The sequence below is a fragment of the Pontibacter russatus genome, assembly GCF_009931655.1.
GTDB classification, from domain to species: domain Bacteria; phylum Bacteroidota; class Bacteroidia; order Cytophagales; family Hymenobacteraceae; genus Pontibacter; species Pontibacter russatus.
Window position 1 is genome coordinate 3,397,908 of the sequence record NZ_CP047984.1, and the last position, 17,169, is coordinate 3,415,076.

Consider the following 17,169-nt stretch of genomic DNA (forward strand, 5'->3'; position numbering starts at 1 on the left):
ACTAATGACAAGATGTATCTGGGTGCTCGTGCTGCTGCTTCTGACGGCAGGCGCGGCCTCTTCTCAAGTGCTGAACAATCCTGCTCAGAATTCTCCGATAGATTATGCCCAGCCAAAGCAGTACCGCATTGGCGGCATTGCCGTCAGCGGCGCGAAGTTTCTGGAGCCTGTGGCGCTTATCTCCGTTATAGGCCTCAAAGAGGGGGACGAAATTACAGTGCCCGGTGAGGACATCAGCCGTGCCATCCAGAAGCTGTGGCAACAGGGCATCCTGGGTGATGTGGAGGTGCTTGCCCGCACGGAGGGAGACCTGATTTTCCTTACTTTCGAGCTGAAGGAGCGCCCCCGCCTGGCCGATTACCGGTTTTCGGGCATCAACAAGACGCAGGCCGATGCCCTGCGCGAGAAGGTGCCGCTGCAGCGCGGCCGCATCGTGACCGATGCTGTCCTCAACAGCACGCGCAACGTTATCCGTGATTATTACCTCGAGAAAAGCTTCCTGAACGCCAAGATAAACATTACGCAGCGCCCGGACTCCACGCTTCCGAACAGCGTGATGCTGAACATTAACGTGGACAAAGGCGACAAGGTAAAGATTGCTGATATTGAGTTTGTCGGTAACGAGGCATTCCCGGATAAGAAACTCCGGAAACAACTCAAGAAAACCAAGGAGAAGAAGTGGTATAAGATTTTCACCTCCTCTAAATACAACCAGACGCAGTACGAGACGGACAAGCAAAGCCTGCTCGACTTTTATAACTCAGAAGGCTACCGCGACGCCACCATTGTGTCCGACTCCGTTTACCGCATCAGCGACGACAGGCTCGGCATCCGCATTGTGCTGGACGAGGGCAAGCGCTACTATTTCCGCAACATCACCTGGGAGGGCAACTACCTGTACGAGGACGAGTACCTGGCCAGGGTGCTGGGCATAGAGAAGGGGGACGTATATAACCAGCAGGAACTGGAGAAGCGCATTACCTACAACCCGACAGGCGGCATAGACGTGTCTGCTTTGTACCAGAACGACGGCTACCTGTTCTCAGATATCAATCCGGTAGAGGTGCGGGTAGAGGGCGACTCGATAGACCTGGAGATGCGTGTGACGGAAGGGCCGCAGGCAACCATCAACAAAATCACCATCACGGGCAACGACAAAACCAGCGACCATGTGATTCTTCGGGAGATACGCACGCTGCCCGGCCAGAAATACAGCCGCGACGACCTGATCAGAACCAGGAACGAATTGGCTGCGCTGGGTTATTTTGACCCGGAAACGATTGGCCTTAACCCGATCCCAAACCCAGAAGAAGGTACGGTGGATATAAATTACAGCGTGGTGGAGCGCCCGAACGACCAGATCAGTCTGTCTGGCGGTTGGGGCGGTATATTGGGACCTGTGGGCACGGTGGGCCTGACGCTGAACAACTTCTCTACCCGCAAGGCGCTTGACCTGGACGAGTGGCGGCCGGTGCCGACAGGCGACGGGCAGCGCCTGGCCCTGAACATACAGGCCAACGGCAGGCTGTACCAGTCATACTCGCTTTCGTTCACGGAGCCGTGGCTGGGTGGCCGCAAGCCAAACTCCCTGACCGTTAGCTTATTCAAAACCATCCGAAGGTTCTCGCTTAGGGAGGATGACGAGAATGCAGCCAGTCTAAATGTAGACGGAGCATCTGTGAGCCTGGGCAGGAGGCTGAACTGGCCGGACAACTTCTTCTATATGAATCACTCACTGTCCTACAACCGCTATAACGTAAATGAGTACCCGATTGCCCCAGGCTATGAGGACGGAATATCGAACAGTATCTCCTTCACTAACACGCTGGGCCGCTCCAGTGTAGATAACCCAACTTTCCCGAGAAGAGGATCTTCTTTTACACTGAGCCTGAACCTGACGCCGCCTTACTCCCTGCTGTCAGACCGCAAAGACAAGTTTGAGTACATTGAATTTAACAAATGGATGTTCGATGCCTCGTACTTCATAAATCTGGCAGGGAATTTGGTGTTGAACACCCGGGCGCATTTCGGCTTCCTGGGAACCTACAGCAACGAAAGCTCTGTTGGCCCATTTGAACGCTTTAAATTGGGAGGCACCGGCTTAGGAGGCGGCAATTTCTTTGTCGGCACGGAGTATATAGGCCTGCGCGGTTACGAGGAAGGCGACGTGGTGAACTCTACCGAAACCTATTTAGGCCAGGCGGGCGGTATTGCCTACAACAAATTTGTGCTGGAGGCCCGGCAGCTGATTTCGCCTAACCCGGCTGCCATGATATATGGTCTGGCCTTCCTGGAGGCAGGTAACAACTTTGGTTCTCTTGATCAATACAACCCGTTCAAACTGTACCGCTCTGCGGGTGTCGGGGCCAGGATTTTCATGTCTGCGTTTGGTCTGCTTGGGTTTGACTATGCCTGGAGGCTGGACACTTTGCCTGGCGGGCTGGACGACAAGCGCGGCATGTTCCACTTCGTGATCGGGCAGCAGATACGTTAACGGGAAGGAATTTGTATGAGGAAGTTTTTGTTCATCTTTGTAGCAGCCTTTTTAGTGGCATCTGTTTCGCATGCTCAGAAGATTGGCTATATTGACTCAAATTTTATCCTGAGCAAGATGCCAGCCTACAACCAGGTGCAGCAGGAGATGGATAAATACGCCACGGCCTGGCAAAAGGAGATCGAGCTGCTGCAGCAGGAATCGGACAAACTGAAGCAGGACTACAGGGCCGAGGAGGTGCTGCTGACAGAGCAGATGAAGAAGAAGCGGCAGGCCGAGATAACCAAAAAGGACGCTGAGCTGCGCGATTACCAGCAGAAGGTGTTTGGCTACGAAGGCATGATGTTTAAGCGCCGGCAAGAGCTGATGCGCCCCATCCAGGACGAAGTTTTCGAAGCCATAGAGAAAGTGTCCAAAGAGAAAGGCGTCCAGATGATGTTCGACAAGTCCGGTGACCTGGTGCTTATCTATACCAACCCGGTACACGATTACACGGAATATGTGCTGGAGGCGCTGGGGCTTGCTTCGGAGCGCCAGAACCAACAGGGGCAAACGCCAGCCGACAGTGCAGTGGATGATCCGGGGAACCTGCCGGATGTGGGAGCAGAAGAAGAGCAGCAGAATCAGCCTGTGCCGCAGCCTGCAAGCGGAAACGAGAAGAAGTCTAACAACTAAAACTAACATATTATTAATCAACCAACCGATGATGAACAAGATTAAAACCTTAGTAGTAGCGTTCTTACTGATCAGCTTTGCGTCCTTCGCACAGAGCAACGACCAGCCGCTGAAGATTGGTTATACTAACGTGGAGTACATCCTGCTGCAAATGCCCGAGAGCAAGCAGATTGAGTCTGAGCTGAAGACGCACAGCACACAGCTCGAGAACCAGCTGAAGGCAAAGTACGCGGAGTACGAGACCAAACTGCAGGCTTATGAAAAAGGAGCTGCCACTATGGATAAGGTAGTGCGCGACGACAAGGAGAAAGAGTTGATGAACATGAACAGCTCTATCCAGGAGTTCCAGCGCAGCGCCCAGACATCGCTGCAGCAGAAAGAGAAGTCGCTGGTGGACCCGGTAATCGCTAAAATCGACAAGGCCATCAAGGAGGTGCGCGTAGAGAACGGCTATACCTACATCATCAGCAACCAGGCGCTGCTTGCCGGCCCTGAGGATGGCGACATCTCTCCGCTGGTGCTGAAGAAACTGGGAGTAGACCCTGCAAAAGCACAGGCGACTCCTGAGCCAGCCGCCTCAAAGCCAGCCGCTACAACTACTCCTGCCAAGTCTAACACCAAGAAGAAGAACTAATAACAGCTTCTTTCATATATCTCAAGGGAAAGCCGGTGTGTATACTTCGGCTTTCTTTTTTGTACCCATATATAGCTCTCTGCTTTGGCGTATTATATAGACACGGAAGAAAACACAGAAGATTCCGACGAATTGTATGAGCACCACCGCATTGTGGTGGATAAGGGACAGGCGCTGCTGCGCCTGGATAAGTTTTTGATGGACCGGCTGCCAAACGTGACGCGCAACAAGCTGCAATGCGCCATCCGATCGGAGTCGGTGCAGGTGAACCAGAAGCCTGTGAAGGTGAGCTATAAGGTGAAGCCCCAGGACGTAATTACGATAACGTTGGCAGAACCGCCGCGCGACACGGACGTGGTGCCGCAAGACATCCCGCTGGACATCATATATGAGGATGAGGAACTGCTGCTGGTGAACAAGGAGGCGGGCATGGTGGTACACCCAGCTTACAACAATTGGACCGGCACGCTGGTGAACGCGCTCACTTACTATCTCCGGAACCTGCCTACCAGCCGCAATGGGGAGGGCAGGCCGGGCCTGGTACACCGCATCGACAAAGACACGTCGGGGCTGCTGGTCATCGCCAAGACGGACTATAGCATGGCTTACCTGGCGAAGCAGTTTTTTGACCACACCATTGAGCGCACCTACTATGCCTTGGTATGGGGTGTGCCGAAGCAGGAGGAGGGCACCATCGTGGGCCATATAGGGCGCAGCGTGAAAGACAGGAAAGTGATGGCTGTTTACTCTGATGGATCATATGGCAAGTATGCCGTTACGCATTACAGGGTGCTGCGCAGGTTTAAGTACGTGTCGCTGGTGCAGTGCAACCTGGAGACGGGCCGGACGCACCAGATACGTGCGCATATGAAGCACATCGGGCACCCGCTGTTCTCGGACGCTACGTACGGCGGCGACAAAATTCTGAGTGGTTCCCCGACTGGCACTTACAAAGCCTTTGTCGAGAATGCCCTTAAACTGATGCCAAGGCAGGCACTCCATGCCAAGTCGCTTGGATTCAAACACCCCGCCACCAGACAGCATATTCAGTTTGACTCGGAGTTGCCGGAGGACTTTGCCGCTGTACTGGCGAAATGGGAGCTATATGAAGGGCAGTAGCCTTTTATGGTGGAGCAATAGCGTATTCTGTTCTTTCTGCTGTGTATAAATAGACAGGAAGAGCATCTATAAGATTAGCCCTCGTGGGCATACTGCCTCGAAGAGGCCTATATGGCGAAGGTTGTCTTCTGATTTTTGAGATTGGTTTTGTGCCTCAGCATAACTTTGACTGGCAAACACTTCAATTTTCCCAAAATCAGTTTTATATATCATAGGGTAAAGAATCTTTCCCTCAGCAGCAGCCCGAAGCATTTGTGGGCCACTAGTTGTTCGCCTGGCCAAGCGAAGAGGATTAAGAACGAAAAAGCCTGCCCCATGAAGGGCAGGCTTTTTTTATGGTGTTCACAGCTGTTTATTTCTTCTTCGCTGTTTTGTTGATCTCATTCAGAGCTGCGGTGGCCTGAGGATTAGCAGGGTCAAGGTTCTTCACTTCCTGCCAGTACTTCACGGCATTGTCCCTTTCTCCTTTCAGGTAGTAGTAGTAGCCGAGGTAAGAGTTAGCCTCAATCAGGTCCTGCTTATACTTTTCCTTATCCTCACCCACTACCTTAATGAACTCCTCGTAGTGTGGCTTAGCCAGTCCCTCTGTGGTTTCAGGGTCCTGGTTTGCCTGAGCGCGTGCTCTCCAGAGATAGCCATATGGGTAAGTCGGGTTTGCCTCGGTTACATTGGCGTATGTCTCGTCAGCCTTTTTGAAGAACTCATTGGCTGCCTGAGCGTCGCCTGCCGCCGCTTTCTCCTCACCGGCCATCATATAGATGTTACCCATATAGTAGTAGTCAGCGTTGGTTGGCTCCACATTCTCACGCTTGCGCTCATACACCGCAATGGCCTTGTCGTACTGCTGGTCCTGTGCGTATGCGTTGGCCAGTTCAGCATATAGCTCCACATTTTCCGGGTGCATCTGCAAGGCCTTCTCCAGGTTCTCGATGGCTTTGGCTGGCTGATTGTTCTTCATCAGTATGCGGCCATAGTATTCGTAGTCCTCAGCAATCAGCTTGCTTGGGTCTACTTTCTGCATATATGACTCCATAGCCTGCATCGCCTTGTCCGGCTGGCCTAACTCCAGGTAGGAGTAAGCCCTCAGACGGTTCATCACCGTGTTGTCGGGCTCTTTCTGCAGCACTTCCTCTGCCACTTGCAGGGTCTTGTCGTAGTTCTTGGTCAGGAACAGGAAGGATGCGTACTTCGCCTTGGTTTCAGGGGTGTCTTCCGCCATATCCACAAACTTCTGGAACGTAGACAATGCCTTGTCATACTGGCCGGCAAAGTAATAGAGTTCGCCAAGGTCGCTGTAGGCAGGGGCGAAGTTAGGGTCAATCTCTATCGCTTTGTTGAAAGCCTGCTCTGCTTCGTTGTAGTTACGCGAGCTGGTATATAGCTGGCCTCTCTTGTAGTAGGCAAGCGGGTTCTGGTCGTTTAGCTGGATGGCCCTGTCGTAGCTCGACATGGCCTCGCCGCCTTTCTTCAGCTTCAGGTAAGCATCGCCCAGAATGATGTTGGCCAGGGCGTTTTTGTTATCCCGCTCCAGCGACTGCTTCAGGTAATCAACTCCTTTGTTTATCTGTGCCTCTGTGGCGTTAGGTGCGCTCACATAAGCCTCGCCTATCATAGCAAGCACAAACGGGTCTTTTTTACCCCTGCCGTTCAGGGCCTCGCTAAAGTTCTGCTCTGCTTTGGCGTTGTCGCCCTGCATCAGGGCAAGTTTTCCGAGCCCGACATAGTTGATATAGGAGCGCTTATTCTGAGCTATCCCCTGGTTAAAGTAGTAAGCGGCTGAGTCGGGTTTGTCCGTGCGCAGGTAAATATCGCCTAAAGCGAAGTAAGCGTTGTCAGCGTCCTTGCTGCCAAGCTGCCCCTTGTAGATGGATTTAGCTTCCTCGTAACGCTCCAGGTCTACTGCTCTTCTGCCAGCGTCTCCTCCTGTTTGAGCGAAAGCTGCTGTGGCAGGGAAGGCAGCCGCCATAAGGGCAATATACTTCCATTTATTTGTCATCAGTATTTACGTTTAGTTGTTTAAATTTAGTTTCTAAGCGCCCTGCGCCTGCTCTTAATTACCCAAGCCGATAACCCGCACCGGCATTGTGGCAGGCACCAGGCCTGACTTCAGGAAGATGCGCTGTCCCTGATCTCCTCCAATAAAGGAGGCAAATCCTGTGCCAAGTCCCGCGCGGCCCTCTGTGCTGATAACATACAGGAAGCGGCGCAGCGGGTAAACACCCTGGGCGATATAGGCCTGATACGGTTGGTAAAAGCTTTCTGTCGTTTGCGGGTTTGATTCCTGGCTGATGCCTAGCACGTTTATCTTGTTCAGGAAGCTTATGGCCGTGGAATCATCAAGGTCGCTGATCCAGTTAACACCAATTACGCCCATTGCGTTCTCATTCTCAGCTACATAGTCTATAAGTGCCTTGTGCGAGTTGGCTGCAAATGTGTTTTCAGGAAGCTTCTGGTTTGCTGTCAGAGAATCTCGTACGTAACGCGCGGTGCTTGAGTTGTTGTTATCGAACACTATTGTGATATCTCCCAGGCCAGAGTTTTCGTCCAGCCCTTTCCAACTGGTGATTTCCCCGTTGAAGATGCCCCGCACCTCCTCCATTGTCAGCAGCGTGTCCGGGTTATTGGGGTTCGTGATGAGCGCCACCGCATCTATGGCTATTTTTGTGGTGCGCGGGATGAGCTTCTTCTGTTTGAACGATGCCTCCTCAGCGGGAGTCAGTTCGCGCGACAGGATAATCACCCGGGTGCTGTCGTTCAGGAAATCTTTCAGCACCTCGCCTTCTGATTTATAATCAGCCTCTATATCGGCTCTGTCATATATGGATTCAAACGTGTCCACCATCGACGCCATAATAGGCTGGAACGATTCGTCGATGCTGATGTTTGTGCTGCCCGAGGTAGGGGTGCTCAGTGGCGTTTCCGTATTATTGCAGGCAATTATCCCCATGAGTCCTGCGGCCAGGGCTATCCTGCTGAGTTTATTCTTCATAGTTGTTACTCTCCTCTCTGTTGCGTTTGTTTCGCTGGTAGGCTCTTATAAACCGTACCACGCCATATAATACCAGAACTCCTCCAATGGCATAACGCATCTCACTGCTGATGCTGAGCCGGAGCTTGTCCGCCGCAAACATAATAAAAATACCCAGCGCCACATATACCAGGGTCATGGTCAGCGTGAAGATACGCGCGACTTTTCGGAAAAGGCTAAGTGAATCAGGTTCTTCTCTCTTTGGTCTGAGCATTATTAGATGGCTACGGGAGTTTCTATTCATTAACTCTTAAAAATAAGCCAATTGAATATAAAAAGAAAGCAGAAGCTAACAAAACTGGTTTGCCGCCCCTGCCTTCGCATCTGCTTCTATGGTTTACTTCAGGCTAAACCTGATGGGTATGGTATAGCGCACCGGTACCGCCCTGCCGTTCTGCCTGCCGGGCTGCCATGCAGGCATGTTGTTGATGACACGCAAAGCCTCTTCGTCTGTGCCATATCCCAGGCCTTTTACTACCTGAGCTTTGGTGATGGCCCCATCTGGTGCTACTACGAAGGTAACAACTACGGTTCCCTCTATACCTGCCCGCTGTGCCGCCTGTGGGTAGCGCATATTTTGGCCCAGGTATCTGAACAGGGCGTCGTCGCCGCCGGTAAACTCGGGCATCACCTCTGCATGGATGAACTCGGTGGGTGCTGCCGGATCACCGGTCCCAGTACCCAATCCTGGAGCAGGGGCTTCGTCTGGCCCAACTGAGGGGAATTCGGGTATTTCTCCGTCTAATGCGTTCCGGCCTATATGCACCTTGCTCAGTTCGCTCTGGTCCGGCATTGTCTTAGTTGCTGCTTTGGTGTTTTCCTTCACCACTTTCGGCTTTACGAACTCCTCTGTCTTTTCCTGCTTCACTGGCTCTACTGCGGGGGCTGCTTCCGCTTTCACCTCATCCGGTAATTTAGGGAGGTTCGGAATTTCAATCACAATAGGGCCTGTGATGTCCAGCACCGGCTATACATATTTCTTCTGCTCTGCAAAAAAGACACTCTTTACTAATGGGCCGACGAGCGCTCCAGAAAAAAGAGCTGTTGCTAAAATGGCGGCAAGCGTCATATGCCTGCTGTAGTTCCTTCGCAACGCATAGGCGCCATACGCCTGATTGCGGCCTTTAAAAACAATGTTGTTAAAGGTGTTGCTTAAGTAATAGCTCTTTTCCATGGGCTGTCGGTTTAAGTTTTACATTTGCTTTTAGGTCTTTTAATATATGATAATAAGATTATATTTATTAGTTCTGATAACATACGTTTTCTATATATAAAAGGTATGCATGCTGAGTATTTTAATAGGAAACAAAAAATCCCGGCCAACACATGACCGGGATTTTCTGTTGTATTATGCCTTCTTCAGGCCATTATTTGATCGTATAGCGCACCGGAAGCGTGTAGCGTACAGGTACGGCCCTGCCATTCTGCTTTCCTGGCGTCCATTTTGGCATGGACTTCACAACGCGCACAGCTTCCTCGTCGGTTCCGCCTCCCAGGCTTTTTATCACCTGAATTTCAGAAATCTCGCCTGTCTTGCTCACTACGAAAGACAGCACCACGATACCTTCGATGCCGGCACGCTGCGCGGCGGCAGGGTAGCGGATGTTCTTGCCCAGGTACTTCATCATTTCTGACTCGCCACCAGGGAAAGTTGGCATTTGCTCCACATAGGTGTAAGGCTTCTCCTCCACCACTTCTGCTACCACATCGCTTGTTCCGTCGATGTCTCCGAGATCAGGTGGCGCGTTTTTGTCCCCTTCTACGGTTTCAATACCTGCGTCAATCTCCTCAAGCACCTCCACATCCGGAATCTCTTCCTCTTCCACAACTTCGTTGTCACGCTTTACTACCGGTGGCGTGTACTTTACGGTAGCACGCACGGGTGGCGGTGGTGGCGGAAGATCTGGTGGCGGCGGCGGCGGCGGTGGCGGTGTCGCCTCGTCCAGTGGCGGTGGTGGTGCCAGTTCTACTTCTGTTATAACGCGCTCAGTCACTGCTGCCTCTTCCTCGCCTCCGATCATCTTCGATATCAGTGGGATACTGATGAACAAAAAGAATAAAATGGTGGCGATGATAGCGGCTTTCGTGATATGGCTATTATACAGCTTGCGAAGTACGTAGGCACCGTACGCCTTGTTTCGTCCTTCAAAGACGATATCGTCAAGCGATGCTTTCGTTGCTAAGTTACTGTCCATATCCTATTGTCCTAATTGTTGTTGCTCTAATAATTTTTCGTCTGCTTCGCCAAAATCCACGAGGGCATACTTCTTGGTGTCTGTAATCTTTATCTCGTCCAGGATGTCTACCATGTTCTTGTAACGGGAGGTTTCCATAGGCTTGATCATAACAGTCATCATATCATTGCTTTTGACCTCAGGCGACAACAGCACCTTTCTGATACCATTAGCCGAATAATCCGTCTCTACTACCTCCGGGTTGTCAGCGGCGAGCCCGAAGTAATAATACAGGTTATCGTCCTCCCCCAGCAGAATGGTCATGGCATTACTTGCTTTCAACTCAATCTGCTCAGTTTCATCTTTAGGATCCACGGGCATGTTGATTTCCATGGTCTGCGGCTTGTTGAACGTCGTGGTAAGCATGAAGAACGTGATCAGAAGGGCGGCAAGGTCTACCAGTGGTGTCATGTCTACTTTGGTAGACGACTTTTTGGCGCGTTTTTTACCGCCTTTACCGGAGTCGCCTTTTTCTTGTATTTCTGCCATTGTCTTTTCTCCTATCTGTTAATTAGCTGCCCGGCATTGCTTCCATGTCGGTCACCAGGTTAAACCTGTTTACTTTCTTGTCCTGCAGGATGTCGATCACGCGCTGAACCGTTGCAAAATTGGCATCATTGTCTCCTTTGATGGCAATAACAACCTTCGGGTTTGTGAGACGTGTCTGGAGCACCCAATCACCAAGCTCATTCTGAGTTGAGTCGATGGGAATACCAGGCTGTCGCACTTCATCACGGGCACTGGACTGCATGGCCAGGAACGACTTTAGCTGACTTACCGGCATGCCGAAGTTGTTCAACAGGGAGAATGTTCTTTTTTCCTCTGCTGTAAAACCGACCCCGTACTTGCCCGCTATCTTCTCGAGTAATGCTTCCTTTGTATGCTGCCCGTCCACTCCGAAAAACACTCGGTCTTCTTTGTCAACCGTAATTGTAATTACGTTTGTATCAGGGAGTTTGATTACTGACACTGAGGAAGGTGTGTCTACCACAACGGCCTCCTCCTGTCTGGCTGTCGCAGTCAGCATAAAGAAAGTCACCAGCAAGAAGAATAAGTCCACCATTGGCGTCATGTCCAACGAGGGTTTCGTCCTTTTTACTTTAACTTTAGGCATTTTCTTTTGTTATACGGTGAACTATACAGTTTGTGTCTTTACAGGGGCGGCGTCGTGCTGGGCCGCGAAAGTAGAGATGATGCTGAAACCTGCCTCATCAATACCGTAGGTAAGCTCATCAATCTTGCTTGTGAAGTAGTTGTAAGCGACGATGGCAATGGCAGAGCCTGTGATACCGAGGGCTGTGTTAATCAAGGCCTCAGAGATACCGTTTGCCAGACCTACCGCATCCGGGGCACCGCCCTGGGCAAGAGCCGCAAACGCTTTAATCATACCAAGCACCGTACCAATCAGACCAACCAGTGTGGAGATGGAGGCGATAGTGGAGATAATTACGAGGTTTTTCTCCAGCATTGGAAGTTCCAGCGAGGTTGACTCCTCAATCTCTTTCTGAATAGCGGCAACTTTCTCGGCTTTTAGCAGCTCGGGCTCGTTCTGCATCTCCTTGTATTTCAGCAGGCCGGCTTTTACCACGTTCGCAACAGATCCTTTCTGAGCATCGCAGGCAGCGATGGCGCCGTTTATATCGCGCTGGTTCAGTCTGGAAGAAATGTTTCTTACGAAAGAAGCGATGCTCTTGCTTCCTTTTGCTTTGCTGATGGTAAGGGCACGCTCAATAGAGAAAATAAACACCATCAGGTTAAGGGCCAAAAGGATAGGCACTACCCAACCGCCTTTGTAAACAATGCCAAGGTAATTGCCTGGTAGAGGGTGGCTGGCCGGGTCGTTGCCCTCAAAGTTGGCAGGGTTTCCCAATACAAACATATAAATAAGCACACTCACTATGATAGCAAGCGGAATAACAATGGATGCAAATACGCCGCCCATCGGGCTGGCCTTTTTCTCGACATTAGGATTCTTGCTCGCTACTGCAGTCTTTTTTTCCATTTTTTTAAAAGTTTAAAGTTTAGCTGTTTGTGTTGTAATAAATAGTTTAGTAAATGTAAAATGTTAATCTAACACGTCTAAATATTTGTAGAAATTGCAATTTCTGCTTTTTCTCAAATATTCAAACTATTCTGGCGGTTTAATTTCAGAAAATTACCGGGTGTTGCCTGTTTAGCACCCTAATTTAAGTTTTTTTGAATGAAAATTCCTAATGTTCCTTTCGCTTCTTCCTAAAAATAACTCCTGCTGGTGCGTGCAATCAAAGTATAAACATCAGTTTGCGCCGGAGCGGGTGGCCCTCATCGGGGCTCTGAAAGTAAGTAATTACTTCTTTAATTCCGCACAGAGCCCGTGGTGTAATACCTAAGTCGCTGATAAGCAGTGGGGTGTTATTTCTGGGAACACAGCTTTGCCGTAAAATGGTTGCATGTGCCGCGATTTTGATGGATAATTTCGCTGAAAGCTTAACCTATTCCAGACAAAAGTTAGCTTAAACATAGTGAATAAATCTGACAAGCCACTCTTTGGCTACTGTTTTTTCGCCCTGTTCCAGTAATCGTCCATTTCTGCCAGGGTCATGTCCTGTAAATTCATGCCGTCCCGGGCTGCCTCTGTCTCCATAAACCGGAAGCGGCCGATGAATTTCAGGTTGGTGCGCTCCAGCGCCTCTTCAGGATTTATACCGGCAAACCGCGCAAAGTTTATGAGCGAAAACAGCAGATCCCCGAACTCGGCAGTTGCTTTTTGCTGATCAACAGCGGAGGTGTCGGCCACATTGTACTCCGCCTCAAACTCACCCAGTTCTTCCTGCACCTTCTGCCATACCTGCGATTTGTCGTCCCAGTCGAAGCCGGCCCCGCGCGCTTTCTCCTGAATGCGCATGGCCTTCACCAGCGCAGGCAATGAGGAGGGTACGCCGCCAAGCACAGATTTGTTCCCTTCTTTTAGCTTAAGTTTTTCCCAATTTCGCTTTACCTCCTCCTCGGTGTCGGCTTTCGTGTCGCCGTATATATGCGGATGTCTGAAAATGAGCTTCTCACACTGCGCGTTCAACACATCGGCCAGATCAAAGGCTTTTTGCTCGGAGGCAATTTTTGCGTAGAAAACCAGGTGCAGCATCACATCACCCAACTCCTTCTTTATCTCTGGCATGTCCGCCTTGAGTATGGCGTCGGAGAGTTCGTAGGTTTCCTCAATGGTGAGGTGGCGCAGGCTTTCAATGGTTTGCTTCCGGTCCCAGGGGCATTTCTCGCGCAGGTCGTCCATCACATCCAGCAGGCGGTTAAAGGCCTGCAACTGCCTGCCCCGGGGGCTGTCTTCGAAAATAAAGCTGTTCATAACTTCAAATATAAGAAATAATATGAACAGCCGTGCAAGGCCTGGGGCCTTAATTGAGGGCCCAAACCCTGCACATGCGGCCCACTTGGCGCTTTGTCCGTAGTGAAGGTAAGAGGGGGCGCTGCATCCGGGAGGTGCTTCTCACCCCTCCAGACATTAGTATAACTAAGCCAAGCAAAGCGATGAAAAAGAAAGAACTGAAGAAACTACTCACCGCAACTCCGGCGGTCCAGAAACAGGTGGCGTTTGCGCGCGTGGCCACGGCGCTGGCGGTCGTAAGCGTAGGGGCCATGGCCGTCGGGGCGCTGGCCATTGGCCGGCTGGCCATCCAAAGGATGGCGCTGCAGTCGGGCTATATCGGCAAGCTGCATATAGGCGAGCTGGAGGTGGACAGACTCAAGGTGAATCGGGAGGTGCAGGATAACATGCCGATCGTATAGGTGCTGGATGCCGCTTTCTGTGTGCAATCCGTGTGTAAGCTGCCCCGGGAGGCTGCGGGTAAACTGCCTGCGGAAGCAGGTATGCGCCAGCCTGCCGTGCGGGAGGTGAATGATCGCCTTCCTGCAAAAGGGCGGATTTAAGGATTAAAAATTCTGAAAGTATAACTTAGATTGCTACTTTTGCCTGATCAAAATTCGGAACGAGTGGCTTTAATAAAATCAATTTCAGGAATACGCGGAACAATAGGCGGGCGGGCCGGCGAAGGGCTGACCCCGGTTGACGTCGTAAAATTCGCTGCTGCCTTCGGTACGTGGGTGCAACAGACCACCGGCATCAACACCATTGTGGTAGGCCGCGACGCCCGCCTTTCCGGCGACATGGTGAACAAGCTGGTTTGTGCCACGCTGCAGGGCCTCGGCATTAATGTTATTGATGTGGGGCTTTCGACCACGCCCACCGTGGAGATGGTAGTACCCGCCAAGAAGGCAGGGGGCGGCATCATCCTTACCGCCAGCCATAATCCCAAGCAGTGGAACGCGCTGAAACTGCTGAACAGGAACGGCGAGTTTATATCGGACGAGGAAGGCAAGCTGGTGCTGGAGATAGCGGAGCAGGAAAGCTTTGAGTTTGCGCAGGTAAACGACCTGGGCAAGTACAGCCAGAGCGACATGGCCCTGAAGAAGCATATAAAAGCCATTCTGGATCTGCCCCTGGTGGATGTGGAGGCCATCAGGGCGAAGAACTTCAGCGTAGCCGTGGATGCCGTGAACTCAAGCGGGGGCATTGCCGTGCCGATGCTGCTGGAGGCGCTGGGCGTGAAAAAAATAGAGAAGCTGTTTTGCGAGCCGGACGGCAACTTTGCCCACAACCCCGAGCCGCTGCCCGAGAACCTGCGCGAAATATCGAGGATAATCGAAAAGGGAAAATTTGACCTGGGCATTGTGGTGGACCCGGATGTGGACCGCCTCGCCCTCGTGAACGAAGACGGCAGCATGTTTGGCGAGGAGTATACCCTGGTGGCCGTCGCCGACTATGTGCTGAAGCACCAGAAAGGCAACACCGTATCTAACTTGTCCTCCACCAGGGCGCTGCGCGACGTGACGGAGAAAGCCGGAGGCGAGTACCATGCCGCGGCGGTGGGCGAGGTAAACGTGGTGAACATGATGAAGGCGCAGCAGGCCGTGATCGGCGGAGAGGGCAACGGCGGCGTCATATATCCGGAACTGCACTACGGCCGCGACGCGCTGGTGGGGATTGCGCTGTTCCTGACGCACCTGGCCAAATCAGATATGAGCATGACGCGCCTGCGCGCCTCCTACCCGAACTACTATATATCCAAGAACAAGATTGAGCTGACGCCGGAGGTGGACGTAGACGATGTGCTGGTGCAGATGCAGGAGCGCTACGCCAAGCAACCGATTAACACCATCGACGGCGTGAAGATCGAGTTCGGGAAGGAGTGGGTACACCTGCGCAAATCCAACACCGAAGCCATCATCCGGATATATGCGGAGTCAGACAGCAACGCGACGGCAGAGCACCTGGCAAACAAAATCATCGGCGACATCAAAGAGATTATCTCCGAGAAGGCACAGGGGCTTTGAGTTGCCGCCTCCCATATAGCATGTGTTGTTGCATAAATAAACAACAACCGTTTGTGTTGCGCCACCGGGGCTGGAATGAATCCGCCTGGCTGGCGCAACTTTTTTTTATGCCGCAACGGTTGTTTAAGTAGGTCAGAAAACACAGAACGAGATACAATGCGAGTTTATTTAGATAATGCCGCCACCACCCCGCTGGACAAAGAGGTGTTTGATGCCATGGCGCCCTATATGCTGGAGCACTTCGGCAATCCTTCTTCCATCCACTCGCACGGGCGCGAGGCAAGGGCGGCGATAGAGAAGGCGCGCAGGACGGTGGCGACGCTGCTGAACACGTCTCCGGCAGAGATTTTTTTCACCTCGGGAGGCACGGAGGCCGACAATACCGCCATTATCAGCACCTGTCGCACACTGGGTATAAAGCACGCCATCACCTCAGAACTCGAGCACCACGCCGTGCTGCACTCGATGGAACTGCTGGAGAAGGAGGGGGTGCAGGTGAGCTACCTGCGCCACGACGCGCACGGCAACCTCGACCTGGCGCACCTTGAGGAACTGCTGGCGGGCCAGCCGCAGACGCTGGTGTCCGTCATGCACGCCAATAATGAAATCGGCAACCTGAATGATGTGGAGGCAATCGGGCGCATCTGCAAGGCGCACAAGGCCATTTTCCATTCCGACACGGTGCAGACGATGGGCCATTACACGCACGACCTGCAGGTGCTGGGCGCGAATTTTATTGTCGGCTCTGCGCATAAGTTTCATGGGCCGAAAGGAGTGGGTTTCCTGTACTGCGATGCAGGCGTAAAGATAAGCCCCTACATACAAGGCGGGGCGCAGGAGCGCAACATGCGCGGCGGAACCGAGAACGTGTGCGGCATCATCGGGCTGGCAAAGGCCCTGGAGATCGCGTACGGCGATATGGAGGAGCACACTCGCTATATACAGGGGCTGAAAGACAGGATGATATATAAACTGAAGGCGCAGCTGGAGGATATAAGCTTCAACGGCCTGTCGGAGTTCGGGGATAAAAGTTTATATACCGTGCTGAACGTGAGCCTGCCTGCTTCTGACATCAACGAGATGCTGCTCTTCAGCCTGGATATAAACAAAATCTCTGTTTCCGGCGGAAGCGCTTGCAGCAGCGGGGCCAACACGGGCTCGCATGTGCTGCGCGCGCTGGGCTGTGATCCGGCACGGGGCTCCGTGCGGTTCTCTTTTAGTAAGTACAATACGCCGGAGGAGATTGATTATGCCGCCGAGGCGCTGGCGAAGCTCTACAAAAATGTGCCCGCCTGATATATAGCTTCTCATGTAAGCGCTCCGCCGCCATGCAGAAGGAAGGCATATAGGAACGAAGCGAAGAGGGCCCGGTTATATACAGCGCAGCGTAAAAAGCGGCGGCAGAAAAGCACATGCCCAAAGGAGCGACCGGTTGAATCTATATGGCCCTGCTGTCACGAAGAAAAGCAGTCCGCCTGCAATGCTCCCCTCATGGGCGCGTTGCAGGCGGACTGCTTTATATCCCTTCAGGTATAAATGATCCCGGAGGCATGGCTTGACAGGCTGTATGCCAGCGGCCTATGAACTCTGAAAATATCTG

17 protein-coding genes are annotated in these 17,169 nt (G+C 52.1%); 7 read left to right on the forward strand and 10 right to left on the reverse strand.

The features are described from left to right. Positions 1–4 precede the first annotated feature (4 nt). The 4 genes from bamA to GSQ62_RS14160 all read left to right on the forward strand — a co-directional run bounded on the left by bamA (position 5) and on the right by GSQ62_RS14160 (position 4,922). Positions 5–2,494 (forward strand): outer membrane protein assembly factor BamA, encoded by a 2,490-nt coding sequence (gene bamA / locus GSQ62_RS14145; protein WP_161890108.1) that lies wholly within the window; start codon positions 5–7, stop codon positions 2,492–2,494. A 15-nt stretch (positions 2,495–2,509) separates the two neighbouring features. After that, positions 2,510–3,169, forward strand: a complete 660-nt coding sequence (locus GSQ62_RS14150; RefSeq protein WP_161890109.1) for an OmpH family outer membrane protein — start codon at positions 2,510–2,512, stop codon at positions 3,167–3,169. Between the two features lie 28 nt (positions 3,170–3,197). Next, complete coding sequence (locus GSQ62_RS14155; protein WP_237586633.1) at positions 3,198–3,803, forward strand: OmpH family outer membrane protein; 606 nt, start codon at positions 3,198–3,200, stop codon at positions 3,801–3,803. A gap of 84 nt (positions 3,804–3,887) precedes the next feature. Next, on the forward strand, positions 3,888–4,922 hold the full coding sequence (locus GSQ62_RS14160) for an RluA family pseudouridine synthase (RefSeq protein WP_237586634.1): 1,035 nt from the start codon (positions 3,888–3,890) through the stop codon (positions 4,920–4,922). A gap of 352 nt (positions 4,923–5,274) precedes the next feature. On the opposite strand, the gene GSQ62_RS14165 is transcribed toward GSQ62_RS14160, so the two are convergent. From GSQ62_RS14165 to mazG, 10 genes are all read right to left on the reverse strand, one after another. Continuing rightward, a complete protein-coding gene (locus GSQ62_RS14165) occupies positions 5,275–6,918 on the reverse strand; it encodes a tetratricopeptide repeat protein (RefSeq protein ID WP_161890110.1) in 1,644 nt (547 codons plus the stop codon). Positions 6,919–6,972: 54 nt separating this feature from the next. Beyond that, positions 6,973–7,911: a PstS family phosphate ABC transporter substrate-binding protein gene (locus tag GSQ62_RS14170; protein WP_161890111.1), complete on the reverse strand. Its 939-nt coding sequence runs from the start codon at positions 7,909–7,911 to the stop codon at positions 6,973–6,975. Then, positions 7,901–8,164, reverse strand: a complete 264-nt coding sequence (locus GSQ62_RS14175; RefSeq protein ID WP_161890112.1) for a hypothetical protein — start codon at positions 8,162–8,164, stop codon at positions 7,901–7,903. The genes GSQ62_RS14170 and GSQ62_RS14175 overlap by 11 nt, the downstream gene beginning before the upstream one ends. Before the next feature lie 123 nt (positions 8,165–8,287). Further along, on the reverse strand, positions 8,288–8,914 hold the full coding sequence (locus tag GSQ62_RS14180; protein WP_161890113.1) for an energy transducer TonB: 627 nt from the start codon (positions 8,912–8,914) through the stop codon (positions 8,288–8,290). 3 nt (positions 8,915–8,917) lie between these two features. After that, positions 8,918–9,124: a hypothetical protein gene (locus GSQ62_RS14185; protein WP_161890114.1), complete on the reverse strand. Its 207-nt coding sequence runs from the start codon at positions 9,122–9,124 to the stop codon at positions 8,918–8,920. 193 nt (positions 9,125–9,317) lie between these two features. Further along, positions 9,318–9,971, reverse strand: a complete 654-nt coding sequence (locus GSQ62_RS14190; protein WP_317164380.1) for an energy transducer TonB — start codon at positions 9,969–9,971, stop codon at positions 9,318–9,320. 177 nt (positions 9,972–10,148) lie between these two features. Next, positions 10,149–10,673 (reverse strand): ExbD/TolR family protein, encoded by a 525-nt coding sequence (locus GSQ62_RS14195; protein ID WP_161890116.1) that lies wholly within the window; start codon positions 10,671–10,673, stop codon positions 10,149–10,151. Between the two features lie 22 nt (positions 10,674–10,695). Beyond that, positions 10,696–11,298: an ExbD/TolR family protein gene (locus tag GSQ62_RS14200; protein ID WP_161890117.1), complete on the reverse strand. Its 603-nt coding sequence runs from the start codon at positions 11,296–11,298 to the stop codon at positions 10,696–10,698. A 21-nt stretch (positions 11,299–11,319) separates the two neighbouring features. Beyond that, positions 11,320–12,186, reverse strand: a complete 867-nt coding sequence (locus GSQ62_RS14205) for a MotA/TolQ/ExbB proton channel family protein (protein ID WP_161890118.1) — start codon at positions 12,184–12,186, stop codon at positions 11,320–11,322. A gap of 528 nt (positions 12,187–12,714) precedes the next feature. After that, positions 12,715–13,524: a nucleoside triphosphate pyrophosphohydrolase gene (gene mazG, locus GSQ62_RS14210; protein ID WP_161890119.1), complete on the reverse strand. Its 810-nt coding sequence runs from the start codon at positions 13,522–13,524 to the stop codon at positions 12,715–12,717. Between the two features lie 182 nt (positions 13,525–13,706). On the opposite strand from mazG, the gene GSQ62_RS14215 reads away from it, so the two are divergent. The 3 genes from GSQ62_RS14215 (at position 13,707) to GSQ62_RS14225 (ending at position 16,865) form a co-directional block, all read left to right on the forward strand. After that, entirely contained in the window at positions 13,707–13,964 is a 258-nt protein-coding gene (locus tag GSQ62_RS14215; RefSeq protein WP_161890120.1) for a hypothetical protein, read from the forward strand. Between the two features lie 204 nt (positions 13,965–14,168). Further along, the gene (gene glmM / locus GSQ62_RS14220; protein WP_161890121.1) at positions 14,169–15,569 is read left to right on the forward strand and encodes a phosphoglucosamine mutase; all 1,401 of its coding nucleotides are present in this window, start codon (positions 14,169–14,171) and stop codon (positions 15,567–15,569) included. A gap of 156 nt (positions 15,570–15,725) precedes the next feature. Then, complete coding sequence (locus tag GSQ62_RS14225) at positions 15,726–16,865, forward strand: cysteine desulfurase family protein (RefSeq protein WP_161890122.1); 1,140 nt, start codon at positions 15,726–15,728, stop codon at positions 16,863–16,865. Positions 16,866–17,169 lie beyond the last annotated feature (304 nt).